General features: G+C 73.0%; 19 protein-coding genes and 1 riboswitch. Of the genes, 14 read left to right on the top strand and 5 right to left on the bottom strand.

Going from position 1 to position 25,223, the window contains the following annotated elements; all coding sequences use genetic code 11:
• Window positions 1-50 precede the first annotated feature (50 nt).
• Window positions 51-677, top strand: a complete 627-nt coding sequence (locus tag TU30_RS22865) for a DUF485 domain-containing protein (protein WP_078878448.1) — start codon at window positions 51-53, stop codon at window positions 675-677.
• Complete coding sequence (locus TU30_RS22860) at window positions 674-2,266, top strand: cation acetate symporter (RefSeq protein WP_042172997.1); 1,593 nt, start codon at window positions 674-676, stop codon at window positions 2,264-2,266. The genes TU30_RS22865 and TU30_RS22860 overlap by 4 nt, the downstream gene beginning before the upstream one ends.
• Window positions 2,267-2,317: 51 nt before the next feature.
• On the opposite strand, the gene TU30_RS22855 is transcribed toward TU30_RS22860, so the two are convergent.
• From TU30_RS22855 to TU30_RS22845, 3 genes are all read right to left on the bottom strand, one after another.
• Window positions 2,318-2,998, bottom strand: a complete 681-nt coding sequence (locus tag TU30_RS22855) for a response regulator (RefSeq protein ID WP_042172995.1) — start codon at window positions 2,996-2,998, stop codon at window positions 2,318-2,320.
• Window positions 2,995-4,692, bottom strand: a complete 1,698-nt coding sequence (locus TU30_RS22850) for a sensor histidine kinase (RefSeq protein WP_042172993.1) — start codon at window positions 4,690-4,692, stop codon at window positions 2,995-2,997. The genes TU30_RS22855 and TU30_RS22850 overlap by 4 nt, the downstream gene beginning before the upstream one ends.
• A gap of 135 nt (window positions 4,693-4,827) precedes the next feature.
• Window positions 4,828-5,766, bottom strand: coding sequence for a sucrase ferredoxin (locus TU30_RS22845; protein ID WP_042172991.1), 939 nt, complete (start codon window positions 5,764-5,766; stop codon window positions 4,828-4,830).
• Window positions 5,767-6,026: 260 nt separating this feature from the next.
• On the opposite strand from TU30_RS22845, the gene TU30_RS22840 reads away from it, so the two are divergent.
• Complete coding sequence (locus TU30_RS22840) at window positions 6,027-7,136, top strand: GTP-binding protein (RefSeq protein WP_370626695.1); 1,110 nt, start codon at window positions 6,027-6,029, stop codon at window positions 7,134-7,136.
• On the opposite strand, the gene TU30_RS22835 is transcribed toward TU30_RS22840, so the two are convergent.
• On the bottom strand, window positions 7,133-9,589 hold the full coding sequence (locus TU30_RS22835) for a DNA topoisomerase (ATP-hydrolyzing) subunit A (RefSeq protein ID WP_042172987.1): 2,457 nt from the start codon (window positions 9,587-9,589) through the stop codon (window positions 7,133-7,135). The two genes, TU30_RS22840 and TU30_RS22835, sit on opposite strands and share 4 nt — an antisense overlap.
• A 400-nt stretch (window positions 9,590-9,989) precedes the next feature.
• Between TU30_RS22835 and TU30_RS22830 the strand changes: the two genes are divergently transcribed.
• The 4 genes from TU30_RS22830 to TU30_RS22815 all read left to right on the top strand — a co-directional run bounded on the left by TU30_RS22830 (window position 9,990) and on the right by TU30_RS22815 (window position 14,908).
• The gene (locus TU30_RS22830; RefSeq protein WP_042172985.1) at window positions 9,990-11,378 is read left to right on the top strand and encodes a pitrilysin family protein; all 1,389 of its coding nucleotides are present in this window, start codon (window positions 9,990-9,992) and stop codon (window positions 11,376-11,378) included.
• Window positions 11,375-12,763: a pitrilysin family protein gene (locus TU30_RS22825; RefSeq protein ID WP_042172983.1), complete on the top strand. Its 1,389-nt coding sequence runs from the start codon at window positions 11,375-11,377 to the stop codon at window positions 12,761-12,763. Before TU30_RS22830 ends, TU30_RS22825 begins: the two co-directional genes overlap by 4 nt.
• Window positions 12,764-12,998: 235 nt before the next feature.
• Window positions 12,999-13,163: riboswitch (cyclic di-AMP (ydaO/yuaA leader) on the top strand.
• A gap of 13 nt (window positions 13,164-13,176) precedes the next feature.
• Window positions 13,177-13,950, top strand: a complete 774-nt coding sequence (locus TU30_RS22820; RefSeq protein WP_042172981.1) for a M23 family metallopeptidase — start codon at window positions 13,177-13,179, stop codon at window positions 13,948-13,950.
• Window positions 13,951-14,203: 253 nt separating this feature from the next.
• Window positions 14,204-14,908, top strand: a complete 705-nt coding sequence (locus TU30_RS22815) for a GntR family transcriptional regulator (RefSeq protein WP_042172979.1) — start codon at window positions 14,204-14,206, stop codon at window positions 14,906-14,908.
• Between the two features lie 187 nt (window positions 14,909-15,095).
• On the opposite strand, the gene TU30_RS22810 is transcribed toward TU30_RS22815, so the two are convergent.
• Window positions 15,096-15,377, bottom strand: a complete 282-nt coding sequence (locus TU30_RS22810) for an HPr family phosphocarrier protein (RefSeq protein ID WP_042172977.1) — start codon at window positions 15,375-15,377, stop codon at window positions 15,096-15,098.
• 176 nt (window positions 15,378-15,553) lie between these two features.
• Here TU30_RS22810 and TU30_RS22805 point away from each other — a divergent pair, with 176 nt between their 5' ends.
• From TU30_RS22805 to mnhG, 7 genes are all read left to right on the top strand, one after another.
• A complete protein-coding gene (locus TU30_RS22805) occupies window positions 15,554-18,526 on the top strand; it encodes a bifunctional GNAT family N-acetyltransferase/acetate--CoA ligase family protein (protein ID WP_042172975.1) in 2,973 nt (990 codons plus the stop codon).
• Between the two features lie 392 nt (window positions 18,527-18,918).
• Window positions 18,919-21,765: a Na+/H+ antiporter subunit A gene (locus tag TU30_RS22800; protein ID WP_042172973.1), complete on the top strand. Its 2,847-nt coding sequence runs from the start codon at window positions 18,919-18,921 to the stop codon at window positions 21,763-21,765.
• Window positions 21,762-22,286 carry a Na(+)/H(+) antiporter subunit C gene (locus tag TU30_RS22795; protein ID WP_042172971.1) on the top strand — a complete coding sequence of 175 codons (525 nt, stop codon included), beginning with the start codon at window positions 21,762-21,764 and terminating at the stop codon, window positions 22,284-22,286. The genes TU30_RS22800 and TU30_RS22795 overlap by 4 nt, the downstream gene beginning before the upstream one ends.
• Complete coding sequence (locus TU30_RS22790) at window positions 22,283-23,842, top strand: Na+/H+ antiporter subunit D (protein ID WP_042172969.1); 1,560 nt, start codon at window positions 22,283-22,285, stop codon at window positions 23,840-23,842. Before TU30_RS22795 ends, TU30_RS22790 begins: the two co-directional genes overlap by 4 nt.
• Window positions 23,839-24,558 (top strand): Na+/H+ antiporter subunit E, encoded by a 720-nt coding sequence (locus TU30_RS34450; RefSeq protein ID WP_078878447.1) that lies wholly within the window; start codon window positions 23,839-23,841, stop codon window positions 24,556-24,558. Before TU30_RS22790 ends, TU30_RS34450 begins: the two co-directional genes overlap by 4 nt.
• Window positions 24,555-24,821, top strand: a complete 267-nt coding sequence (locus tag TU30_RS22780) for a monovalent cation/H+ antiporter complex subunit F (protein WP_042172967.1) — start codon at window positions 24,555-24,557, stop codon at window positions 24,819-24,821. The genes TU30_RS34450 and TU30_RS22780 overlap by 4 nt, the downstream gene beginning before the upstream one ends.
• Window positions 24,818-25,201, top strand: a complete 384-nt coding sequence (gene mnhG, locus TU30_RS22775; protein WP_176726247.1) for a monovalent cation/H(+) antiporter subunit G — start codon at window positions 24,818-24,820, stop codon at window positions 25,199-25,201. The genes TU30_RS22780 and mnhG overlap by 4 nt, the downstream gene beginning before the upstream one ends.
• Window positions 25,202-25,223: the final 22 nt, after the last annotated feature.

The following is a 25,223-nucleotide window of genomic DNA, read 5'->3' as shown; positions in this document are numbered from 1 at the left end:
CGGAACGGGAAGAAGGGCCGGAGCTCCTCCCGTTCTGCCCATCCTTGGGCATGCGCCAAAGAGACGACCGCCCCCACCCGGGCGGAGGCGGTCCCGAGAGTCCCGCCGGACCTGCCGAAAGACGCTCCGTACCTCCCGGGGGACGCTCCGCCGGACCGCCCCGAGGCGGCCACGCCCCGTTCCACGGCGGCCCGTCCGGCGGCGTGAGCCACGGCGACCCGTGGTACGACGCCCTCGCCTCGGGCTGGGGCGAGGGCGCCGGGGCAGTCACGGCGGTTCAGGCGCCGCCCGCGCCGGCGCAGGCAGCGGTCGCACCGGACGCGCGCGGGCGGGAAGGCGCCGTGGCGGCGGCCGACGCGTACCTCCAGGTCCAGCGCAGCGCCGCGTTCCAGGAAGTACGCAGCCGCTACCGGAGGTTCGTGGTCCCGGCCGTCATCGCCTTCTGCGCCTGGTACGTGGCGTACGTCGTGACCGCCACCACCGCGCCGGACCTGATGGCGCGACCGGTGGCCGGCGCCGTGAACGTGGGGATGCTCGCCGGGCTCGGCCAGTTCCTGACCACGTTCCTGCTCACCTGGGCCTACGCCCGCCACGCGCGGCTGCGCAGGGACCGGGCCGCGCTGGAACTGCGCTGGGACACCCAGGAGTTGGCCCGCGTCCGGGGCGGTGCCTCATGACGGGCGATCACCAGGTGCTGGCACTGATGCTGTTCAGCGCGTTCGTCGCGGTCACCCTGGGGATCACCACCTGGGCGAGCCGCAGGAGGCAGGGATCGGCCGAGGAGTTCTACGCCGGCGGCCGGCTCTTCTCACCGATGGAGAATGGTTTTGCCATCGCGGGCGACTACATGTCCGCCGCTTCCTTCCTCGGCATCTCCGGACTGATCGCCCTCTTCGGCTACGACGGGATGCTGTACTCGGTGGGCTTCCTGGTGGCCTGGCTCGTGGTGCTGCTCCTGGTCGCGGAACTGGTGCGCAACTGCGGCCGGTTCACCCTTGCCGACGTGGTGGCGGCCCGGATGAGGGAACGGCCCGTGCGCATCGCCGCGGGAACGTCGTCGGTCACCGTGTCCGTCCTGTACCTGGTGGCGCAGATGGTCGGCGCGGGCAGCCTGGTCGCGCTGCTGCTCGGCGGCCGGAGCGAGGCGGCGCAGGCCTGGACCGTCGTCGGCGTCGGGGCACTCATGGTGATCTATGTGTCGATGGGAGGGATGCGGGCCACCACCTGGATCCAGATCGTCAAGGCGGTCCTGCTGCTCGGCGGCACCATCGCGCTGACCGTCCTCGTCCTGCTGCGGTTCCACGGCGACTTCAACCGGCTGCTGCGCACGGCGGCCGAGCGCAGCGGTCACGGGGAGGCGTTCCTGGCCCCCGGACTCGCCTACGGCGGTGACTGGATCTCCCGGTTCGACTTCATGAGCCTGGGACTGGCGCTGGTGCTGGGCACGGCCGGGCTGCCGCACATCCTGTCCCGCTTCTACACCGTTCCGACCGCGCGGGCGGCCCGGCGTTCGGTCGTCTGGTCGATCGGGCTGATCGGTGGGTTCTACCTGATGACGATCGTGCTCGGCTTCGGTGCCGCGGCCATCGTCGGACCGGATGCCGTACGCGGGTCCAACGCGGCCGGGAACACAGCGGTTCCGCTGCTGGCGCTCGACCTCGGCGGCGGTGCCGGCTCCACCGGCGGGACGGTGCTGTTCGCGATCGTCGCCGCGATAGCCTTCGCCACGATCCTCGCCGTCGTCGCCGGGATCACGCTCGCCTCGTCGGCGTCCGTCGCCCACGACCTGTACGCCTCCCTGCGGCGCCGCGACAGGAAACCGCGCAGCGAGGTGGCCGTGGCCCGGGTGGCCGCGCTCGGCATCGGCGTGCTCGCGATCGCACTCGGCCTGCTGGCCCGCGACCTCAACGTCGCCTTCCTGGTCGGGCTGGCCTTCGCCGTGGCCGCCTCGGCCAACCTGCCCGTGCTGCTCTACTCCCTGTTCTGGCGCGGGTTCACCACCAGGGGCGCCGTGTGGGCCGTCCACGGCGGGCTGATCCCGGCGATGGCGCTCGTCCTGCTGTCCCCGGTGGTCTCCGGCAGCCCGGAATCGCTGTTCCCCGGCGTCGACTTCCACCTCTTCCCGCTCCAGAACCCCGGCCTGGTCTCCATCCCGCTCGGCTTCCTCGCCGGTTGGCTCGGCACGGTGACCTCGGCCGAGAGCCCGGACGAGGCCAAGCACGCGGAGGTCGAGGTGCGGTCGCTGACGGGCGCGGGGGCGGTGTGACGCGAGCAGGTGCGGCGGGGGCCTGTGTGGTGCCGGGCCGTGCGACGACGCTCAGGTGCGGGTCACCCACACGTAACGGTGCTCCGGACGGCCCGCGTCGCCATACTTGAGGGTCAGCGCGGCCCGGCCGGTCCGCTCCAGGAGCTTGAGATAGCGCTGGGCGGTCTGACGGCTCACCCCCGTGCGCTCGGCGATCTCCTGGGCCGACAGCGCGCCGTCGGCACTGATCAGGCACTGGCGCACCAGTTCCGCGGTGGTGGGGGAGTGCCCCTTGGGCAGGCTGGGTTCCGCCGACGCCGACAGGGCGCCGAAGATGCGGTCCACCTCGGCCTGTTCCGCCTCGCCGCCGCCGTCCAGGGTGCGGCGCAGTCCGGCGTACGCCTCCAGCTTGGCGCGCAGGCCCGCGAAGGCGAACGGCTTGACCAGGTACTGCAGCGCGCCCTGCCGCATGGCCGCCTGTACGGTGGACACGTCACGCGCCGCCGTCACCATGATCACGTCGGTCTGGTGCCCGTGCCGGCGCATCTCCTGGACGACCGCCAGCCCGGTCCGGTCGGGCAGGTAGTGGTCCAGGAGCACCAGGTCCAGCCGGGGCAGCGTCTCCAGCAGGCCGAGCGCCTCGGCCGCGCTGTGTGCCTCGCCGGCGACGTGGAAGCCCGGCACCTTCTCGACGTAGGCGGCGTTGACGCGCGCGACCCGGACGTCGTCGTCCACGACCAGGACCTCGATCATGACGGCTCCTCCTCGGTGATCTGCGGAACGGACGTGGAGACCCGCGCGGGGCCACAGGCCCCGGTGAGGGCGGGCCGCGGGCCCGGCTCGGTCAGCGCCTCGGGCAGGACGACGGTGAACTCCGCGCCCCCGCCCCGTGCCTCGCCCACGGTCGCGGTGCCGCCCTGGCGTTCGGCGAGCCTGCGGACGAGGGAGAGCCCGATGCCCCGCCCGCGGTGGTCCGGCGGCCTCTTGGTGGACCAGCCCTCGGTGAAGACCGACTCACGGTGCTCCGGAGGAATTCCGGGTCCCGTGTCGCGTACGCAGAGCACCGCCGTACGTCCCTCGGCGCGCAGTTCGACCTCCACGTACGCGTGCGGCGAGCCCGCGACGGCGTCGAGCGCGTTGTCCACCAGGTTCCCGACGACGGTGACGAGCCCTCCGGGGTCGACCAGCCGGTCCGGCAGCAGCGTCCGGTCCGAGACCCGCAGCGCGACCCCCCGCTCGGCCGCGACCGTCGCCTTGCCCACCAGCAGGGCGGCGAGCAGCGGGTCCCGGATCTTCTCGGTGACCTGCTCCGCCGTGGCCCGGTGATCGCCGACCACCTCGCCGACGAACTCCACGGCGTCGTCGTACATCTCGAGCTCCAGCAGCCCGAGCAGGGTGTGCATGCGGTTGGCGTGCTCGTGGTCCTGGGCGCGCAGCGCGTCGATCAGCCCGCGCGTGGAGTCCAGTTCCCGGCCCAGCCGGTCCACCTCCGTGCGGTCGCGGAGGGTGGCCACGGCTCCGCCGTCGTCGGTCGGCATGCGGTTGGCGACCAGGACGCGCTGCCCGCGGACGGTGAGCAGGTCGGTGCCGGTCACCCGGCCGGCCAGCACGTCGGCCGTCCGGCCCGCGCCGAGCGCCTCGTCGGGGGAGCGGCCCACAGCCTCGTCACCGAGGTCCAGCAGACGCCTGGCCTCGTCGTTCAGGAGGCGGACGCGGCCGCTGCGGTCGAGCGCGACGACGCCCTCCCGGATGCCGTGCAGCATGGCCTCGCGCTCCGCGAGCAGCGCCGCGATGTCGGAGAAGGCGAGGTCCCGGGTCTGCCGCTGCACCCGCCGGGAGATCAGCCAGGCCGCGAGCGCACCCACGGCCAGCGCCCCGCCCGCGTACGCGAAGAGCCCCGGGATCGCGTGGATCAGCCGGGCCCGGACACTGTCGTAGGCGATGCCGACCGAGACCGCACCGACGATCTCCCCGTCGGCGTCGCGCAGCGGGACCTTGCCGCGTGCGGAGCGTCCCAGGGTGCCGTCGTCGATCTCCATGACCTCGTGCCCCGCCAGGGCCTCGCCGGGGTCGGTGGAGACCGGGGCGCCGATTCTGCGGGGATCGGTGTGCGACCAGCGCACGCCCCGCCGGTCCAGCACCACCACGTACTCGGCGCCGGTGGCCTTCCGGATCCGTTCGGCTTCCCGCTGTACCGGCCCGTCCGGTGCCGGGGCCGTACCGCGCAGGTCGCGTGCGACCTGCGGCTGCTGGGCGGTGGTCTGGGCGATGGCGAGCGCACGGCGCATCGCCTGGTCGTCCAGCTGCTCACCGAGCGGGGCCAGGAACAGCCCGGTCGCGAGCACCGCGACTCCCGCGGCGATCGCCAGCTGCATCAGCAGGACCTGCGAGAAGACCCGCCGAGGCAGACCGAGGCGCAGGCGGCGGGCGAAGGGAGTGGTGCGCATACCCATGACGGTACGTGGACGGCCGCCGGGGGCCGCGGGCATGTGGCGCGGATCGCCTCGCACGCGCGGGGAGGAGCCCGTGTGCGCTCGCACGGGCGAGGCGGTGCCGGTCTCCGCCAGGGACCGCGCGGCGGGTCAGCCCGCGAGCGCCGCCATGGTCACCTCGCGGACCGCCACCACGTCCATCCGCGCGGGCGAGCCCAGTGCCGACCCGCAGCTCTCCGCTCGGGGCGGCAGGGACGAGCCCTGTGCCACCTCCACCCGCCAGCGGCGTCCGTCGGCGTGCGCGACGAGCACCTCCCAGCGCGGCGCCGCGCCGTCCGTCCGTACGACGGTCAGCGCCTCGGCGGCGTACTCGCCCACCTCGCTGCGCACGGCCAGCTCGGCCGCCTGGCCGGGGCGCTCCCAGGCGGAGCTCCCGCGGCACCCCTCCACGACGACCCGGCCCTCCCGCGCGCTGTGCAGCACCTCTTTGACGGCGTGTGCCTCGGCCCTGCCGTACGCGTAGCCGTGGGGCAGCACGAGCACCGTGGGCGAGAAACGGTGTCCCCCCAGGTGGGTGACCTCCCAGACGCCCTCGACGCCGGAGACCGCGAGCTCGGCCGCAAGGGGCCGGCCGAGGAGTGCGCAGCAGCGGTCGCGCCTGCCGTTGGTGCAGACGAGGGCGAGCGGGGCGCCCTCGTGCGGCCGCCCGCCGAGCGCCGTGGCGAAGGTGCCGCTGTGTCCCCTGCCGAGGGCGGCGAAGTCGAGGTCGAGCAGGCGCTCCGGGTCCGTGGTCGTGGCGGTGTGCAGCCACGTGCTGCCGGGCACGGCATGGGCCGCGTACACCTGACGGGTGGCGGACGTCCCGCGGTCCGCGTGCCGGCCGGAGCGCCTGATCAGGGCGATACGCACCCCGGTGCCCGACGCGGCGGCCTCCAGGGCGCGGCCCAGGGCCGGGTCGAGGTGGCTCGAGGTGAGCGCCTTGGGGCCCCAAGGACCGGACTGCTCCAGCAGGAGCCAGGTCCTCGCGGTGGCCGCGGTTCCCGCGACGGGCTCGTCGAGCTCGCGGGAGGCGGTTGAGCACGTACTCACAGAGGTGAGCCTAACCTGAGTTGCCCCAAGACTGCTGTCCGGCTCACGGGTACCCCGTTCCGCCGCGGCCGAGGCGGCCTTTCTCCCCTCCCGCGCGACAGGGAACGAAACGGCTCGGACCGTTCTGCGGTCACTCGGGGGCCTGCCGCGGTCCGGCGCCACGAGTCGGTCCGCCGCGCCTATCCTGGCCAGTCAGTCACTTCCCCGGCGTACGCCGAGGCGCGGGCCGGGGTACGGGTAGGCGTGAGAGGGGTCGCGTGGTGGAGCGCAGCAGTGGTCGGCAGATTCCGGTCGTCGTCCTGGCCGGATTTCTCGGATCCGGGAAGACCACCCTGCTCAACCACCTGCTCCACCACAGCGGTGGCAGCCGTATCGGAGCTGTCGTCAACGACTTCGGTGCCATCGAGATCGACGCCATGGCGGTGGCCGGAGCGCTCGGCGACTCGACCGTCTCGCTCGGCAACGGGTGCCTGTGCTGTGCCGTCGACGGGAGCGAGCTGGACGTGTATCTCGAACGGCTGGCGCGGCCGTCCGCCGGGATCGACGTCATCGTCATCGAGGCCAGCGGTCTCGCCGAGCCGCAGGAACTCGTGCGGATGGTGCTCGCCTGCGAACATCCCCGGATCGTGTACGGCGGGCTCGTCGAGGTCGTGGACGCCGCCGAGTTCGAGGAGACGAGGGCCCGGCATCCCGGGATCGACCGGCACCTCGGCCTCGCCGACCTGGTCGTCGTGAACAAGCTCGACCGGGCGGCGGACGCGGACGGCGTGCTCGACGTCGTGCGGTCGCTCGTCGACCGCGCCGCCGTCGTTCCCGCCACGCACGGCCGCGTCGATCCGGAGTTCCTCTTCGACTGCCGGCCCGGCGAGGAGCGTGTCGGCCAGCTCTCCTTCGACGACCTGCACCGGCACGGCTTTGAAGCGGACGACGAGCACGCCGGGCACCTGCACGCCCGGTACGACAGCCTGTCCTTCGCCTCCGCGGCGCCCCTCGATCCGCGGCGGCTGATCCGGTTCCTCGACAGCCGCCCGGAAGGGCTCTACCGGATCAAGGGATACGTCGACTTCGGCCCGTACGACGCCGGGAACCGGTACGCCGTGCACGCCGTCGGGCGGTTCCTCCGGTTCTCCCCGGAGCCCTGGCCGGCCGGTGCGGAGCGGCTCACGCAGCTGGTGCTCATCGGGACCGGCATCGACGCCGTCGCCCTCCGCAAGGAGCTGGAGGAGGCCTGCGGCCCCGACGCCCCCGACGGCCCCGACGCCCCACACGCCGACGAGCGGGGCATGTGGGGCGTGCTGCGGTACGTACGGGAGCCCGACGACCCGCAGGGCCAGGACGACCCGCAGGGCCAGGACGACCCGCAGGGTTAGAACGGGCCCGCCACCACCGCCACCGTCTTCGGCAGGGACTCTCCCGAGCCGTCGCGGCGCGGGTCGGGCTTCGGCAGGTCGACCGGTGTCCCGTTCTTCTGGGAGGCGCGGGCCGGGGCGGCGCCGGCCCAGGCCAGGGACAGGCAGTCCTCGCCCTTGAGGAACCGCTGGCAGCGCACACCGCCGGTGGCCCGGCCCTTGCGCGGGAACTGGTCGAACGGCGTCAGCTTGGCCGTCGTCTGGACGGAGTCGTCCAGCGTGCCGCGCGAGCCGGCGACCGTGAACACCACCGCGTCCGCCCCCGGATCGACCGCCGTGAAGGTGATGACCTTCGCGCCCTCGGCGAGCTTGATGCCCGCCACGCCGCCGGCGGGACGCCCCTGCGGACGGACCTGCGCGGCCTGGTAGCGCAGCAGTTGCGCGTCGTCGGTGATGAAGACCAGGTCCTCCTCACCCGTGCGCAGCTCGACGCCGCCGACGATCCGGTCGCCCTCCTTGAGGGTGATGACCTCCAGCTCCTCCTTGTTGGAGGGGTAGTCGGGCACCACCCGCTTGACGACACCCTGTTCCGTGCCGAGCGCGAGGCCCGGCGACGACTCGTCGAGCGTCGTCAGGCAGATCACCCGCTCGTCGTCCTCCAGGGAGACGAACTCCGAGACCGGAGCCCCGCCCGAGAGGTTCGGGGTCGGCATCGACTCCGGCAGCTGCGGGAGGTCGATGACGTTCACCCGCAGCAGGCGCCCCGTGGAGGTGACCACGCCCACCTCGCCACGGGCGGTGGCCGGCACCGCCGAGACGATCATGTCGTGCTCGACCCGCTTGGCGTGCGCGCCCTTGGGGAACGGCTTCGCGTCCGCCGTACGGGCGAGCAGGCCCGTGTCGGACAGCAGCACCCGGCACGGGTCGTCCGCCACCTGAAGCGGCACGGCGGCGACCGGGGCGGCCGCCCCGTCCAGCAGGACCGTACGGCGGTCGTTGCCGAACTTCTTCGCCACCGCGGCCAGTTCGGACGAGACCAGCTTGCGCAGCTCCGCGTCCGACTCCAGGATGCGGGTCAGCTCCTCGATCTCCGCGTTCAGCCGTTCCTGCTCCGCCTCCAGCTCGATGCGGTCGAACCTGGTGAGGCGGCGCAGAGGGGTGTCCAGGATGTACTGGGTCTGGATCTCGCTCAGCGAGAACCGGTCCATCAGACGCTGCTTCGCCTGCGCGGAGTTGTCGCTGGAGCGGATCAGACGGATGACCTCGTCGATGTCCAGCAGCGCCGTGAGCAGGCCCTCGACCAGGTGCAGACGGTCGCGCCGCTTGCCGCGGCGGAACTCCGAGCGGCGGCGGACCACGTTGAAGCGGTGGTCGAGATAGACCTCCAGGAGCTCCTTGAGGCCCAGGGTGAGCGGCTGGCCGTCCACCAGGGCCACGTTGTTGATGCCGAAGGACTCCTCCATGGGCGTCAGCTTGTACAACTGCTCCAGGACCGCCTCCGGCACGAAGCCGTTCTTGATCTCGACGACCAGACGCAGGCCGTGGGCGCGGTCGGTGAGGTCCTTGACGTCGGCGATGCCCAGGAGCTTCTTCGAGCCGACCAGGTCCTTGATCTTGGCGATCACCTTCTCCGGGCCCACCGTGAACGGCAGCTCGGTGATGACCAGGCCCTTCCGGCGGGCCGTCACCTCCTCCACGGTGACCGTCGCGCGGATCTTGAAGGTGCCGCGGCCCTTCTCGTAGGCGTCCCGGATGCCCGGGAGGCCGACGATCCTGCCGCCGGTGGGCAGGTCGGGGCCCGGGACGTGCTTCATCAGGGCGTCGAGGTCCGCGTTCGGATACCGGATCAGGTGGCGGGCGGCCGCGATCACCTCGCGGAGGTTGTGCGGCGGCATGTTGGTGGCCATACCGACCGCGATGCCCGACGCACCGTTCACCAGGAGGTTCGGGAACGCGGCGGGCAGGGTCGTGGGCTCCTGCTCCTGGCCGTCGTAGTTGGGCGCGAAGTCGACCGTGTCCTCGTCGATGGACTCGGTCATCAGGCTCGTGGCCTCGGTCATCCGGCTCTCGGTGTAGCGCATGGCGGCCGGCGGGTCGTCATTGCCCAGGGAACCGAAGTTGCCGTGTCCGTCGACCAGGGGGACCCGCATCGAGAAGGGCTGTGCCATGCGTACCAGGGCGTCGTAGATCGACGCGTCGCCATGGGGGTGCAGCTTGCCCATGACCTCGCCGACCACGCGCGCGCACTTCACGTAGCCGCGGTCGGGGCGCAGTCCCATCTCGTTCATCTGGTAGACGATGCGGCGGTGCACCGGCTTCATGCCGTCGCGCGCGTCCGGAAGGGCGCGGGAGTAGATGACCGAGTACGCGTACTCGAGGAAGGAGCCCTGCATCTCGTCGACGACGTCGATGTCGAGGATCCGCTCCTCGTACGAGTCGTCGGGCGGCGGGGTCTTCGTGCTGCGGCGGGCCATCGCTGCCGGCTCCTTGCTGTGAAGCGTGGGACGGTATCTGACGCGGACCATTGTGGACCGCCGTACCGACAACCGGGACCATGACCCCCGCCGCAGCCCTCCGCCGGGAGCCGGGGGCGGGGTGCCGGAAGGGTACGCGCACCTCCCGGCGACGCCGCGAGCGGGGGGTGGGGAGAACCGGCACCGGGTGCACGGCCCCGTGCACCGTCTGCGATCCCGTACGCCCCACGAACCCCGTGCATACCGCGCCGCCTCACCCGTACCCGCGGTTCTCGCTCTCGGCGTATCCGGTCCCGTCCGGGAACTTCACCAGTGCTCCGCACGCTTGCATACAGTGGCAGGACCGGCACCAACGGCGGATGCGACGACCGCCTCCGCAATCGAAGGGACGTACATGCCCATGGGTCACACGGCCACCGCACAGGCAGGCTCCGGCGGCCTGACAGCGACCGAGCACCGGCTGTCCAACGGCCTGCGCGTGGTGCTCTCAGAGGACCACCTGACCCCCGTCGCGGCGGTGTGCCTCTGGTACGACGTCGGTTCGCGCCACGAAGTCAAGGGCCGCACCGGCCTGGCTCACCTTTTCGAGCACCTCATGTTCCAGGGCTCCGGGCAGGTGAAGGGCAACGGCCACTTCGAGCTGGTCCAGGGCGCCGGAGGCTCGCTCAACGGCACCACCAGCTTCGAGCGGACCAACTACTTCGAGACCATGCCGACCCACCAGCTGGAGCTCGCCCTCTGGCTCGAGGCCGACCGCATGGGCTCCCTGCTGGCCGCCCTGGACGAGGAGTCCATGGAGAACCAGCGGGACGTCGTCAAGAACGAGCGCCGCCAGCGCTACGACAACGTCCCCTACGGCACGGCCTTCGAGAAGCTGACCGCCCTCTCCTTCCCGGCCGGCCACCCGTACCACCACACGCCCATCGGCTCGATGGCGGACCTGGACGCGGCCACCCTGGAGGACGCCCGCGCCTTCTTCCGCACGTACTACGCGCCGAACAACGCCGTGCTCTCCGTCGTCGGTGACATCGACCCGGAGCAGACGCTCGCCTGGATCGAGAAGTACTTCGGCTCCATCCCCTCCCACGACGGCAAGCCCGAGCCCCGTGACGGCTCGCTGCCCGGGATCATCGGCGAGGAACTGCGCGAGCTCGTCGAGGAAGAGGTTCCCTCGCGTGCGCTGATGGCCGCCTACCGGCTGCCCGAGGACGGCACCCGCGCGAGCGACGCCGCGGACCTGGCGCTCACGATCCTCGGTGGCGGCGAGTCCTCCAGGCTCTACAACCGGCTGGTACGACGGGACCGTACGGCGGTGGCGGCCGGGTTCGGCCTGCTGCGGCTGGCCGGGGCGCCCTCCCTGGGCTGGCTGGACGTGAAGACGTCCGGTGACGTGGAGGTACCCGTGATCGAGGCCGCGGTCGACGAGGAGCTCGCCCGGTTCGCCGAGCAGGGGCCCACGGCCGAGGAGATGGAGCGCGCCCAGGCCCAGCTGGAGCGCGAGTGGCTGGACCGGCTCAGCACCGTCGCCGGCCGGGCCGACGAACTGTGCCGGTACGCCGTCCTGTTCGGTGACCCGCAGCTCGCCCTCACCGCCGTCGGACGCATCCTCGAGGTGACCGCCGAGGACGTCCGGGAGGTCGCCGAGGCCCGCCTGCGTCCCGACAACCGCGCGGTGCTCGTCTACGAGCCCGTCGCCCCCGAGGCCGGGGAGTCCGAAGAAGCCGCGGCCGCAGGCACCGAAGAGGCCGCGGCCGTCGGCACCGACGAGAACGAGGAGACGGCGAAGTGACCGAGCTCGCCACGATGGACTTCCACCCCCAGCCGCAGGCGGGCGAGGCCCGGCCCTGGGCCTTCCCGGCCCCCGAGCGCACCACCCTCGGCAACGGTCTGACGGTGCTGCGCTGCCACCGCCCCGGCCAGCAGGTCGTCGCTGTCGAGGTACTCCTCGACGCGCCCCTGGAGGCCGAGCCGGCCGGCCTCGACGGCGTCGCCACCATCACCGCGCGGGCGTTCTCCGAGGGCACCGACAAGCACTCCGCCGAGGAGTTCGCCGCCGAACTGGAGCGCTGCGGCGCGACCCTGGACGCCTACGCCGACCACCCCGGCGTCCGCCTGAGCCTCGAGGTGCCGGCCTCCCGGCTCGCCAAGGGGCTCGGACTGCTCGCCGACGCCCTCAGGGCGCCCGCGTTCGCCGACGGCGAGATCGAGCGTCTCGTCCGCAACCGCCTCGACGAGATCCCGCACGAGCTGGCCAACCCGTCCCGCCGCGCCGCCAAGGAACTCTCCAAGGAGCTGTTCCCGGCGACGTCGCGCATGTCCCGCCCGCGCCAGGGCACCGAGGAGACGGTCGCCGGTATCGACTCGACGGCCGTACGCGCCTTCTACGAGGGGCACGTCCGCCCCGCGACGACCACCGCGGTGGTCGTCGGCGACCTCACCGGCACCGACCTGGACGAGCTGCTCGGCGACACCCTCGGAGCCTGGACCGGACCGGCCGCCCAGCCGCGGCCCGTCGCGCCGGTCACCGCCGACGACACGGGCCGCGTCGTGATCGTGGACCGCCCCGGCGCCGTACAGACGCAGCTGCTCATCGGCCGCGTCGGCGCGGACCGGCACGACCGCGTGTGGCCCGCACAGGTGCTCGGCACCTACTGCCTCGGCGGCACCCTCACCTCCCGCCTGGACCGCGTCCTGCGCGAGGAGAAGGGCTACACCTACGGTGTGCGGTCGTTCGGCCAGGTCCTCAGGTCCGCCCCGGACGGCACCGGCGCCTCGCTGCTCGCCATCAGCGGCTCCGTCGACACCCCGAACACCGGACCCGCCCTGCAGGACCTGTGGACGGTGCTGCGCACCCTCGCCGCGGAAGGCCTCACCGATGCCGAACGCGACGTCGCCGTGCAGAACCTGGTGGGCGTGGCACCGCTCAAGTACGAGACCGCCGCGGCCGTCGCCGGCACCCTCGCCGATCAGGTGGAGCAGCACCTGCCCGACGACTACCAGGCCGAGCTGTACCGGAGGCTCGCCGCCACCGGCACGGTGGAGGCGACCGCGGCGGTGGTGAACGCCTTCCCGGTGGACCGTCTGGTGACCGTCCTGGTCGGCGACGCGGCGCAGATCAAGGAGCCCGTCGAGGCGCTCGGCATCGGCGAAGTCACGGTGGTGTCCGCCGAGTAGACGGACCGTCGGCGGACTGCCGGCGGCCGTCCGGCCGCACGCCGGACACGCACGCGAGCGGGGCCCTGGTGACGGGAACGCCACCAGGGCCCCCCTGCGCCCGAATTGGTACAGGAGATGCCTGTCTGCCCTGTGGGATGCGCTACAAAATCCGGGATCCGTTTGGGAACGGAAAGACGTCCCGTTTAACGTCAGGCGGTCTGTTCGTCGGGCAGTGCGCCGCACCCGCGGCACCGGACAGTCATCGCCGAGTCCCCGTACGGCGCGAGCCGGGGGAGCCGGGGACCCGTCAGCAGTCCCTGGGGTGAATCGGACGCCCGCGCGTGTCGCGAGGGGGTCCGTAGGAGACCTTCCTGCTCCGAACCCGTCAGCTAACCCGGTAGGCGAGAAGGAAGGAAAGGACCACCCTGTACATGGCGTTCACCCGCGCCACCGGGAAGCACCGCCGTCCCAGCCGCGTGCACCGCGGCACCGCCAGGGCGGCGGGCGTCGCGGCTCTCACCACCACCGGTGTCATCGGCTCCCTCTCCGCTCCGGCGCTCGCCGCCGAACCCGCCGCGGGGCAGACCGGCCTGACCCCCGTGGTCACCCTGGGCGACGAGGTCGCCGCCCGGGTCGACGCCCAGGCCTCCGCCCAGCACGAGGCCGCACGCGAGGCGGCCCAGGCCGCCGCACGCGAAGCCGCCGAGGAGGCCGCCCGGGAGAAGGCGGCCGAGGAAGCCGCCGAGGCCCGCGAGGCCGAGGAGCGCGCCGCGCGTGAGGCCGAGCGCAAGCGCCTCAACACCTTCGTGTCCCCGATCGCGGGCTCGTACGTCTCGACCGGCTATCTGTCCGGCGGTGCCGTCTGGTCCTCCGGCACCCACACCGGTGTCGACTTCCATGCCGCGAGCGGCACCCCCGTGCTCTCGGTCGGCATGGGTACCGTCGTCGAGGCCGGCTGGGGCGGTGCCTACGGCAACCAGGTCGTGATCAAGATGCACGACGGCACGTACACCCAGTACGGCCACCTGTCGTCCGTCGGCGTCTCGGTGGGCCAGCAGGTCACCCCGGGCCTGCAGATCGGCGTCTCCGGCGCCACCGGCAACGTCACCGGCGCGCATCTGCACTTCGAGGCCCGCACCACCGCCGAGTACGGCTCCGACATCGACCCCGTCGCGTACCTCCGCGCGCACGGAGCGAACGTCTGACCGGGGGCACGTTCCCCGGCCACCGCGTGCACCTCTGCGTCCGTGTGGTCCTCTGACGCCCCAGGTGTCCGCTTTCACGGAATGGCCCCGGCTCGGCTCTCCGAGTCGGGGCTTTCGGCGTTTTCGGCGGCCCGTTGTCCAAAAAACGTACATGATTCCCGGTGCACCGTCGGAAATCCCCGCGCGTTGCAATAGAGTCACGGAACAGGTGTCACCCGTTGACGTTGTGCGGGGATTAATTCGGAGGTCGGTCATGCGTATTCCGGCGCACTCGGTGTGCACGGCGATCCGGGACGACATCGTCTCGGGTGTCCACGAGCGTGGCGGCCGGCTGACCGAGGAACTCCTCGCCCGCCGCTACGGTGTCTCGCGCGTCCCCGTCCGGGAGGCCCTGCGCACCCTGGAGGCCGAGGGCTTCGTGGTCACCCGGCGGCACGCGGGCGCGTGCGTGGCGGAACCCACCGAGCAGGAGGGCGCCGACCTGCTGGAGATGCGGCTGCTGCTGGAGCCGCTCGGCGCCCTGCGTGCCGCGCAGCGCCGCACCGAGGCCCATCTGAAGGTGCTGCGCGGTCTGGTCCGGCTGGGCCAGGAGCGGGCCCGGCAGGGCCACGGCGACGACCTGCGCTCCCTGGGCGGCTGGTTCCACGAGACGCTTGCCCAGGCGTCCGGCAGCCCGGCACTGACGTCGACGCTGATCCGGCTCCGGCACAAGATCGGCTGGATGTACGAGGTGCGGGGGACGAGGGACCCCGTGGAGTGCTGGACGGAGCACGGCGCGATCGTCGACGCCGTGGTGCGCGGCGACGGCGAGCGCGCGCGTGCGGTCATGGCGCTGCACACCGAGCGCGCCACCGCCGCCCACCGCCTGCGCTTCACCGCGGGTGCCGAGCGCGCGGACCGCGCCGAGCGTGTGAGGAACTCGCAACATCCCGTAAACACGGCGAGCCTCCGGCATTAACGCGGAGACCGTATACAAGAGAAGGCAATTCGGTGGAAGTGAAATTCGCCTGCCATTTTCCGTGAGCGCCGGATTGTGCACGGGGAAGGGGTGGCCGGATGAGCCGGCGGGCAGGGAAAACGAGGCCCCGGAAAAACGGAGCCGCGTCGCCCGCAAGGGGCGACGCGGCTCCGTTTTTCCGGGTGTTTCACACGGTCTCGGGGAGTTCCTCGAGACCTTCGGAGACCAGCTTCGCCAGCCGGTCGAGGGCGGCGTCGGCCCCCTCGGCGTCGGAGGCGAGGACGATCTCCTCGCCCCCCTGGGCGCCCAGGCCCAGAACCGCCAGCATGGAGGCCGCGTTGACGGGGTTGCCGCCGGCCTTGGCGATCGTCACCGGGACGCCTGTGGCCGTGGCGGATCGGACGAAGATGGAGGCGGGGCGGGCATGGAGGCCCTCGGCCCAGCCGACGTTGACGCGGCGCTCAGCCATGTGTTGCTGCCCTTCGAAGTTCAGGTTGTCTAGACCAGTTTTCCATATCGTGAAGCACGCCGGGGAGGGGCACTCGCTCCCGCTCCCCGGCGGCACCGGACCGCGGCCTCGGTCCGGTGCGTGCCCCCACAGACTGCCTCGCGCCGTTGCCGTACGCGAGCCGTACTCTGGGGCCCATGCAGATCTCGTCGGACCGGCATGAGTATCCCGCCCACTGGGAGGCCGACGTGGTGCTGCGTGACGGCGGCACCGCGCGTATCCGCCCCATCACCGTCGACGACGCCGAGCGCCTGGTCAGCTTCTACGAGCAGGTGTCGGACGAGTCGAAGTACTACCGCTTCTTCGCGCCCTACCCCCGTCTGTCCGCCAAGGACGTGCACCGCTTCACGCACCACGACTTCGTGGACCGGGTGGGGCTCGCGGCCACCGTGGGCGGCGAGTTCATCGCCACCGTACGCTACGACCGGATCGGCCCCGACGGGACGCCCGCGTCTGCGCCGGCCGACGAGGCCGAGGTCGCCTTCCTCGTGCAGGACGCCCACCAGGGCCGGGGCATCGCCTCCGCCCTGCTCGAGCACATCGCCGCCGTCGCTCGGGAGCGCGGCATCCGCCGGTTCGCCGCCGAGGTGCTGCCGGCCAACAGCAAGATGATCAAGGTGTTCACGGACGCCGGGTACACCCAGAAGCGCAGCTTCGAGGACGGCGTCGTCCGCCTGGAGTTCGGCCTCGAGCCCACGGACCGCTCCCTGGCCGTGCAGCAGGCGCGCGAGCAGCGCGCCGAGGCCCGCTCGGTGCAGCGGCTGCTCGCCCCGGGCTCGGTCGCCGTCATAGGCGCCGGCCGTGCGCCCGGCGGCGTGGGCCGCGGCCTCCTCGACAACATCCGGGACGCCGGATACACCGGCCGCCTGTACGCCGTGAACAAGGCCCTGCCACCGGAGTGCGGGGAACTCGACGGAGCCGCCGGGGTGCCCGCCCACCGCTCGGTGCGGGACATCGACGGCCCGGTCGACCTCGCCGTCGTCGCGGTCCCCGCCGGACAGGTCTCCGAGGTCGTCGCCGAATGCGGCGAACACGGGGTGCAGGGACTCGTCGTCGTGACCGCCGGGTACGCCGACGCGGGCCCCGACGGCCGTGAGCGCCAGCGCGCCCTCGTCCGCCAGGCCCGTTCGTACGGCATGCGGATCATCGGACCGAACGCGTTCGGCGTCATCAACACCTCCCCGGACGTGCGCCTGAACGCCTCGCTCGCACCGCAGATGCCGCGCCCCGGCCGCATCGGCCTGTTCGCCCAGTCCGGAGCCATCGGCATCGCCCTGCTGTCGCGGCTGCACCGGCGCGGCGGGGGTGTCACCGGTGTCACGGGTGTGTCCACCTTCGTGTCCTCCGGCAACCGGGCCGACGTCTCCGGCAACGACGTCCTGCAGTACTGGTACGACGACCCCGGCACCGATGTCGTCCTGATGTACCTGGAATCCCTCGGCAACCCCCGCAAGTTCACCCGCCTCGCCCGCCGGACCGCCGCCGCGAAGCCGCTGGTCGTGGTCCAGGGCGCCCGTCACGGCTCCGGCCCCCGCGGCCACGCCGTACCCGCGACGCGCATGCCCCACGCGACCGTCTCCGCGCTGCTGCGGCAGGCCGGGGTCATCCGGGTGGACACCATCACGGAGCTGGTCGACGCAGGCCTCCTGCTCGCCCGCCAGCCACTGCCGTCCGGTCCCCGTGTGGCGATCCTGGGCAACTCCGAGTCCCTGGGCCTGCTCACCTACGACGCCTGCCTCGCCGAGGGGCTGCGCCCGCACCCCCCGCTGGACCTCACCACCGGGGCCTCGGCGGCGGACTTCCACGCCGCGCTGTCCCGGGCGCTCGCCGACGACACCTGCGACGCGGTCGTCGTGACCGCGATCCCCGCACTGGGGGAGCCGCCGACCGGCGACGCGGCACTCGCCGGGGCGCTGCGCTCGGCCGCCGCCGCGACACCGTCCAAGCCGGTCCTGGTGGTCCACGTGGAACTCGGAGGCCTCGCCGAGGCCCTCTCGGCTGCGGCCGGCACGGCCCCGCAGCCCGCTCCGGCCACCGCGGACCGCCTCCGGGCGCAGGACCCCGGCTCCCCACCCCCCGCCGGTCGGCGCCCGGCCGCCTCCGGGGCACCGTCCGCCGCCGACGGAACGGCCGCCCCCGCGGCGCCGGCCACCGCACCCGCGCCGGTCGCTCCCCAGGACCCGGCCCTCCCGCCCGCCCCCGGGAGCCCCGGCCCGGCCGCCCCGCCCGCGAGCCTCCCCGACGACGCCCACCTCATCCCCGCCTACCCCGCCTCCGAACGCGCGGTCCGGGCCCTCGCCCACTCCGTCGCCTACGCCCAGTGGCGCCGGGACGCCGCCGACCCCGGCAAGGTCCCCGCGTACGAGGACGTCGACGAGCGGAGCGCCGCCGCCCTCGTCGACGCGCAGCTCACCCGCGGGGAGAGCCTCACCCTCGGCCCCGAGGAGACCTGCGCCCTGCTCGGCGCCTACGGCATCCACGTCCACCGCGCCCTCCCCGCCCCCACCGCCGACGCCGCCGTCGAGGCCGCCCGCACCCTCGGCCGGCCCGTGGCCCTCAAGGTGACCGCCCCGCACCTCAGGCACCGCGCCGACCTGGGCGGCGTACGGCTGGACATCGCGGACGAGGAGCAGCTGCGCCGGGCCTACGCCGAGCTGACGCGGCAGCTCGGCACGCCCGAGGAACTGCGCCTCGTCGTGCAGCGGATGGCACCGCGCGGTGTCGACACCATCGTCCGCGCGGTGATCGATCCCGCCGCCGGAGCCGCGCTCTCCTTCGGGCTCGCAGGTCCCCCGTCGCAACTGCTCGGGGACATGGCGCACCGGCTGATCCCGGTGACCGACCGGGAGGCGAACTCCATGGTCAGGTCGATCAGGACCGCACCCCTCCTGTTCGGCTGGCGCGGCTCGACCCCGGTCGACACCCTCGCCCTGGAGGAGCTGCTGCTGAGGGTGTCGCGGCTGGTCGACGACCACCCCGAGGTCGTCGAGGTCGGCCTCGAGCCGGTCGTCGTCGCCACCCGCGGGGTGAGCGTCCTCGGCGCCTCCGTACGCCTGGCACCGCCACCCGCCCGCGACGACCTCGGCCCCCGGACCCTCCCGGCGTACTGAGAGCGGCGTGAGCCCTCCGGCCGCTCCAACACGGCAGGTCGTCGTGGGTTTGACGGCGCGTCGGGCGGGTTACCCGTGCCTGCGGCCGGCAGCGGCACCTGCCGCGGGCACAGGACGGAGACAACGGCATGCATCTCGGGGCCATCGACGCCGGCAGGACCGGCTCCCCCTTCGCCCGGCACGTCGCACGCGGCGGTCCCGAGGTGCCGGAGTCCTTGCCCGCCCCTCCGCCGGTGAGGTGGGGCGCGGCGGTACCCCACCGGACGGCTGACCCCTGCTACACAGAGCACTGAATGCCCAATCGTTGACGAACCGGGGCACAACCCCCAGGGCTCGGGCGGAGGCCGACCGCGTGTCAGCGGTCGGGCCACCGCGAAGGAGTTGGTGCTGACGTGCTGGTCCTGCTGGCCGCCCATGCGGTGGCCGCAGTGTCGATGCCGTGGTGGGAGAGGCGGCTCGGCCGTGCGATGTGGGCCGTGGCCGCCCTGGTGCCGCTGGCGGCCGTCGTCTGGGCGGGCACGCGGGCGGGCCGCGTGCTGGACGGCGGCGCGTACCGGGAGTCCCTGCCCTGGGCCCCGGCGCTCGGCCTGACGATCGACCTGCGCCTGGACGCCCTGTCACTCCTGATGCTGTGGGTGGTGGCCGGTGTCGGAGCCATGGTGCTCCTGTACTGCCGGTACTACGTCGAGCGCGACGCCGGCCGGCTGGCCGCCCTGCTGCTGGCCTTCGCCGGGGCGATGACCGGGCTGGTGCTGGCGGACAACCTCTTCGTGCTGTACGTCTTCTGGGAACTGACCACGGTCGCCTCCTTCCTGCTGATCGCGGGGCGCGGGGAGGGCGCGGAACAGCGGCGCGCCGCCCGCCAGGCCCTGCTGGTGACCGCGGCCGGCGGCCTGGCGATGCTGCTCGGTTTCATCGTGCTGGGCCAGGAGGCCGGCACGTACCGCGTCTCCGCGATCCTCGCCGACCCCCCGCGGGGCGGCGGGGTCCCCGCCGCCGTGGTGCTCGTCCTGGTCGGCGCGTTCGCCAAGTCCGCGCAGATGCCGCTGCACGGCTGGCTGCCCGCGGCGATGGTCGCCCCCACACCGGTCAGTGCCTTTCTGCACGCGGCGGCGATGGTCAAGGCCGGGGTCTACCTGGTGGCCCGGCTGGCGCCCGCCCTGGCCGACGTGGCCCCGTGGCGGCCCATGGTGCTCGGGGTGGGACTCGCCACGATGGTGGTGGCCGCGTGGCGGGCACTGCGCGAGACCGACCTGAAACTGCTCCTCGCCTACGGGACCGTCAGCGAACTCGGCCTGCTGACCGCCCTGCTGGGCGCGGGAACGCGGACGGCGGCGCTGGCCGGGGTGGTGATGCTGCTGGCGCACGCGGCATTCAAGTCGGCACTGTTCCTGTCCGTCGGGGTCGTCGACCACAGCACGGGCACACGCGACATCCGGGAACTGTCGGGACTGAAACGCCGGCTGCCCGTGCTGTTCTGGGTCACGGCACTGGCCACCGCGTCGATGGCCACTCTGCCGCCCCTCGTCGGCTTCCTGGGCAAGGAAGCAGCCCTGGAAGCCCTCCTGCACGGCACCGGACTGGCCTACCACTACCAGCTGACGGTGGTGCTCGTGTGCGGCTCCGCGCTGACCGTGGCGTTCGCGGCACGGTTCCTGCACGGCGCCTTCGGCGGGCGCCGGCCGTCGGGAAAGGCGGCGCGCCCCGTGCGGAGCCCGGAACCCGGATTCGTCGCACCGGTGGCCGTCCTGTCCGGGGCGGGCCTGGTGCTGGGCGTGGCGTACACCGCCACGGGGGCCCTCGCCGCCGCCTACGCCGACGCCTATCCGCCGGGACCCGACGGTCCGTACGAACTGTCACTGTGGCACGGGTTCACGCCCGTGCTCGGCCTGTCCGCGCTGTCGCTCGTCACCGGTCTCCTGATCCACGCGGTGCAACGCCGAGGCGTTGCGACGGACCGCGTGCCGCGCCTGCCCGACGTGCAGCACGCGTACGACCGTGCGAGTGAGGGCGTGGACCGGCTGGCCGTGACGCTGACCCGGCACACCCAGGTCGGCTCCCTGCCCGTCTACCTGACCGTGCTGCTCGCGACGGTCGTCGCCGTGCCCGGCACGGCGCTCGTGGCCGCGGGCCCCTCGCCGGGGTCACCGCCCCTGTGGCGGTATCCGCTCGAACCCGCCCTGGCCGTGGTGATACTGACGGCCGCCGCGGCGGTGGTGGCCGCCCGGCACCGGCTCACCGCCCTGCTGCTGACCGGGGCCGTCGGATACGGCGCGGCCGGTTTGTTCCTGGTGCGGGGCGCCCCGGACCTGGCGCTCACCCAGTTCCTGGTCGAGACGTTGACGCTGGTCGTCGTGGTGCTGGTGCTGCGCCGGATGCCGGCCCGGTTCGACCCCGGCCGGACGGCGGCCCCGGGTCGCGTGCTGCGGGGTGCGCTGGCCGTCGGGGTCGGCCTCGTCGTCACCTGCTTCGCACTGGCGACGTCCGCCGCGCGTACGGCCCCGGCGATCTCACCCGAGTACCTGCGCCGGGCGCCGGAGACGGGTGCCTACAACGTCGTCAACGCGATCATCGTCGACTTCCGGGCCCTGGACACGCTGGGCGAGATCTCGGTCGTCCTGGTGGCGGCGGTCGGAGTCGGCAGTCTGGTCCGGTTCCGCGACCGCGGCGCGGTACGGGTGACCGACGAGGAACCGCCGGCCCGGTTCCCCACGACGCACTGGGACGAGCCCCGGCAGACCTGGCTGCCGGGAGCGGGTGAACGGCCCGGCGGCGAGCGCTCGGTCCTGATGGAAGTGGCCACCCGGCTGCTCTTCCCCTCGACCCTGGTGCTTTCGCTGTTCCTGCTGTTCTCCGGGCACTACCGCCCCGGCGGAGGCTTCTCCGGCGGTCTGGTGGCAGGGCTGGCGTTCGTCCTGCGGTACCTGGTGGGCGGACAGGCCGACCTCGGCGCCGCCGTACGCCTGCGTCCGGTCGCGGTCGCGGGCACGGGTCTGCTGATCGCGACGGTCGTCGGGCTGGTGCCGCTGGCCTTCGGCGGTACGCCGCTGGACAGCGACCTGGTGACGTGGCACCTGCCGCTGCTCGGCGAGGTGAAGTGGGCGACCAGCGTGTTCCTCGACGTGGGCGTCTACCTGCTCGTGGTCGGCGTCGTCCTCAAACTCCTGTCGGCGGTGGGTGTCTCACTCGAAGTGGCCGGCGCGGCGGCGGACCGGCAGGAGGAGGGATCCGCTCGATGAACGGCGCGGGCGACATCACGCTGAACACGCTCGACGTGACGATGGCCGTCGTGGTGGGCGGCCTGTTCACGATCGGCTTCCACCTCATGCTGCAACGGTCCCTGATGCGGATCGTTCTCGGCTTCATCCTCCTGGGCCACGGCACCAACCTGCTGCTCCTGGTCGCCGGCGGCACCCCCGGCCGGCCCCCGGTGCTGGAGGGGAAGCCGGTGGACCCGGCGGAGCCCGCCGATCCGCTGCCGCAGGCCATGGCGCTGACGTCGATCGTGATCACGTTCGGTCTCACGGCGTTCCTGATGGTCCTCGCCTACCGTTCCTGGCGGCTGTCCGGCAGCGACGAGGTGCGCGACGACGTGGAGGACCGGCGCATCGCCCGGCGACACGCCGACACCGACCAGGAAACCGACACCGACGAGCCCGGCGGCGGCGACGAACGCGGCGACGGCGACGATGCCGACGACGGCGAGTCGGACCACCGTGACCACCGCGACCACGGCACCGCTCCGGGGGAACACCGATGACCGCACTGCTGCTCACCCTGCCCGTGGTGCTGCCGGCCCTGGGCGCCGCCACGGCCCTGCTCGGACTGCCCGTCCGGGCGACCCGCCCCATGAGCACCCTCGTACTGGCCTGCGTACTGGCGGACGCCGTCGCTCTGCTCGTCCTCGCCGACACCCGCGGCCCGCAGGCCGTGCACGTCGGCGGCTGGCCGGCCCCGCTGGGCATCACACTCGTCGCCGACCGGCTGTCGGCGCTCCTGCTCGCCGTGTCCCTCCTGGTGACCCTGGCCGTGCTGCTCTTCGCCATCGGCCAGGGCACCGCGGAGAAACGCCGGAGCTCGGCGGAGGTCTTCCACCCCGCCTACCTGATGCTCGTCACCGGAGTGAGCCTGGCCTTCCTCACCGGCGACCTGTTCAACCTCTTCGTCGCCTTCGAGGTGCTGCTCGCCGCCTCCTACGTGCTGATCACCCTGGACGCCGACGGAAACCGCACCCGCGCCGGTATGACGTACATGATCACCAGCCTGACGTCCTCCCTGCTGTTCCTCACCCTGGTCGCCCTGGTGTACGCGGCCGCCGGCACGGTCACCCTGGCCCAGCTCGGACCGCGGCTCGCCGAGCTCCCCGACGGACTGCGCGGCGCACTCGCCCTGCTGCTCCTGGCCGTCCTGGGCATCAAGGCGGCGATCGTCCCCCTGCACTTCTGGCTGCCCGACAGCTACCCCACCGCGCCGGCGCCGATCACCGCCGTGTTCGCCGCCCTGCTGACCAAGGTCGCCATCTACGCCCTGCTGCGCACCCAGACCCTGCTCTTTCCGCGCTCCAGCGTGTGGACCCTGCTGGCCTGTGTGGCGATCGCCGCCATGATCGTGGGCATCCTCGGGGCCCTCGCCCAGGACGACATCAACCGGCTGCTGTCCTTCACCCTCGTCAGCCACATCGGCTTCATGCTGTTCGGGCTCGCGCTGTTCGACACACTCGGACTCACCGGCACGGTCCTCTACATCGTCCATCACATCGTCGTCCAGGCGGCGCTCTTCCTCGCCGCCGCCCTCGCCGTGCGCCACGCGGGAACAACGGGCATGAAGCGCATGGCCCAGGGGCCGCCCCCGGGACCGTTGGTCGCCGCACTGTTCGCCCTGCCCGCACTGAGCCTGGCCGGGATCCCGCCGTTCTCCGGGTTCGTGGCCAAGCTGACCCTGCTGCGGGCCGGTGCGTGGCAGGGCGGCACCGCGGCGTACGCCCTCGCCGCGACCGCCCTGCTCACCAGCCTGCTGACGCTCTACGCCATGACCCGGGTCTGGACCAGGGCCTTCATGCGGCAGGATCCGCACCCGGAGCGCGGTGACACGCCACCGCCGGACAAGCCGGCCCCCGGCACCGCCCTCCGCCCGGAGCGCCGCGCCGTCCGGCGCGGGACCGGGCTGATGACCGCCGCCACCGTCGTCATGGTGGTCACCAGTGTCGCGGTCGCCGTCTGCGCGGGCCCGCTCGCCCGCGTCGGCGAACGAGCCGCACACGAACTGCTCGACCCGCGGGAGTACCGCTCCGCCGTCATGACCGAGGGGGACCGTTGACCTGCCGGGAGCACGCCCGCCGAGTCCTGCGCCGCCTGCCCATGATCGGGTGGCTGTGGCTGCTGTGGATCGTGCTGTGGGGTTCCGTCGGCCCGCTGGTCCTCCTCGGAGGTCTGCTCGCCGCCGTGGCCGTCGTCGGGTCCTTCCCCCTGCCGCCGGTCCTGCCGGGCTCCGTGCCCCGGCCGCTGTCGATCGCGCGCCTCCTGGCCGACCTGCTGAAGGATCTCGTCGGGTCCGGGGTCACCGTCGCCTGGCAGATCCTGAGACACGGGGGGAAGACGTCCGCGGCGATCGTCGAAGTCCCGCTGCACGTCGACAGCGACCTTCTGATCACAACGGTGGCCGAACTCACGACGATCTCCCCCGGCACCCTGGTGGTGGAGATCGACCGGCGCCGGCGGCGGCTGTACGTCCACGCGCTCCCGGTCCGCGACGAAACCGACCTCGCCCGCCGCAGAAAGGTGGTGCAGACCGTCGAGCGCAGAGTGGCGCGGGCGGTCGGCCACGGCCGACGCACCGGAGCAGCGGGTGACGCCCCCTCCGGGCCTTCCACCGGCCCTGAGGCCCCCGGTCCTGAGGGCCCCGGCCCCGGCGGCGATTCCGGGCCTTTCGACGCCCCCGGACCTTCCGGCGGTCCCGGGCCTGCTGCCGACCCGGGGCCGTCCGGCCGCCCCGGTCCTCCCGACCACCCTGATCAAGGAGGCAGAACCCCATGACCGTCGTGTACGCCGCCACCCTGGCCGTGCTGTCGGTGGCCGGCCTGCTCACCCTGCTGCGTCTCGTGCGGGGTCCGGACGCGCTCAACCGCATCGTGGCGCTGGACGTCCTGCTGACGATGATCATCGCCGGGGCCGCCGTGGGCATGGCCCTGCGTGAGGACACCACGCCCCTGCCCGTCCTCGTCGTCCTCGCCCTGCTGGCCTTCACCGGATCGGTGACGGCCGCCCACCTGATCGAGAAGCGGGCAGGCCTGCGATGACCGTGGTGTCCGACGTGATCACCGCCGTCCTGCTCCCGGCCGGCGCGGTCTTCTGCCTGCTCGGCTCCGTGGGCCTGCTCCGCTTCCCGGACATCGTCAGCCGCCTGCACGCGGCCGCCAAGGCCCAGACGCTCGGCCTGATACTCGTCCTGGTGGGAACCGCCGTGCAGATGCCCCTGCGCTACGCGCCGATGCTGCTGCTCGTCGTCCTGTTCCAGCTGCTCACCGCCCCGATCACCAGCCAGATCGTCGGCCGTGCCGCCTACCGCGTCCAGGCACTCGACCGCGGCGCGCTGTTCCGGGACGAACTCGCCGACCGTCTCGCGCGGGACGGCACTCCGGTGGACGAACAGCCCTCCCGCGAGGACGCGGACCAATGAGTCCCGCCGGCCGCACCGGGCG

Origin of the sequence: Streptomyces sp. NBRC 110035, from assembly GCF_000829695.1 — a bacterium.
In the GTDB taxonomy this organism is placed as follows: Bacteria; Actinomycetota; Actinomycetes; order Streptomycetales; family Streptomycetaceae; genus Streptomyces.
This window is presented reverse-complemented; position numbering and strand designations above follow the sequence as displayed.

What these genes read in the sequence shown, in the direction of transcription:
- TU30_RS22865 (WP_078878448.1), top strand. Translation starts at nt 51, where the DNA reads ATGCGCCAAAGAGACGACCGCCCCCACCCGGGCGGAGGCGGTCCCGAG.
- TU30_RS22860 (WP_042172997.1), top strand. Translation starts at nt 674, where the DNA reads ATGACGGGCGATCACCAGGTGCTGGCACTGATGCTGTTCAGCGCGTTC.
- TU30_RS22855 (WP_042172995.1), bottom strand. Translation starts at nt 2,998, where the DNA reads ATGATCGAGGTCCTGGTCGTGGACGACGACGTCCGGGTCGCGCGCGTC.
- TU30_RS22850 (WP_042172993.1), bottom strand. Translation starts at nt 4,692, where the DNA reads ATGCGCACCACTCCCTTCGCCCGCCGCCTGCGCCTCGGTCTGCCTCGG.
- TU30_RS22835 (WP_042172987.1), bottom strand. Translation starts at nt 9,589, where the DNA reads ATGGCCCGCCGCAGCACGAAGACCCCGCCGCCCGACGACTCGTACGAG.
- TU30_RS22830 (WP_042172985.1), top strand. Translation starts at nt 9,990, where the DNA reads ATGGGTCACACGGCCACCGCACAGGCAGGCTCCGGCGGCCTGACAGCG.
- TU30_RS22820 (WP_042172981.1), top strand. Translation starts at nt 13,177, where the DNA reads ATGGCGTTCACCCGCGCCACCGGGAAGCACCGCCGTCCCAGCCGCGTG.
- TU30_RS22815 (WP_042172979.1), top strand. Translation starts at nt 14,204, where the DNA reads ATGCGTATTCCGGCGCACTCGGTGTGCACGGCGATCCGGGACGACATC.
- TU30_RS22810 (WP_042172977.1), bottom strand. Translation starts at nt 15,377, where the DNA reads ATGGCTGAGCGCCGCGTCAACGTCGGCTGGGCCGAGGGCCTCCATGCC.
- TU30_RS22805 (WP_042172975.1), top strand. Translation starts at nt 15,554, where the DNA reads ATGCAGATCTCGTCGGACCGGCATGAGTATCCCGCCCACTGGGAGGCC.
- TU30_RS22795 (WP_042172971.1), top strand. Translation starts at nt 21,762, where the DNA reads ATGAACGGCGCGGGCGACATCACGCTGAACACGCTCGACGTGACGATG.
- TU30_RS22790 (WP_042172969.1), top strand. Translation starts at nt 22,283, where the DNA reads ATGACCGCACTGCTGCTCACCCTGCCCGTGGTGCTGCCGGCCCTGGGC.
- TU30_RS22780 (WP_042172967.1), top strand. Translation starts at nt 24,555, where the DNA reads ATGACCGTCGTGTACGCCGCCACCCTGGCCGTGCTGTCGGTGGCCGGC.
- mnhG (WP_176726247.1), top strand. Translation starts at nt 24,818, where the DNA reads ATGACCGTGGTGTCCGACGTGATCACCGCCGTCCTGCTCCCGGCCGGC.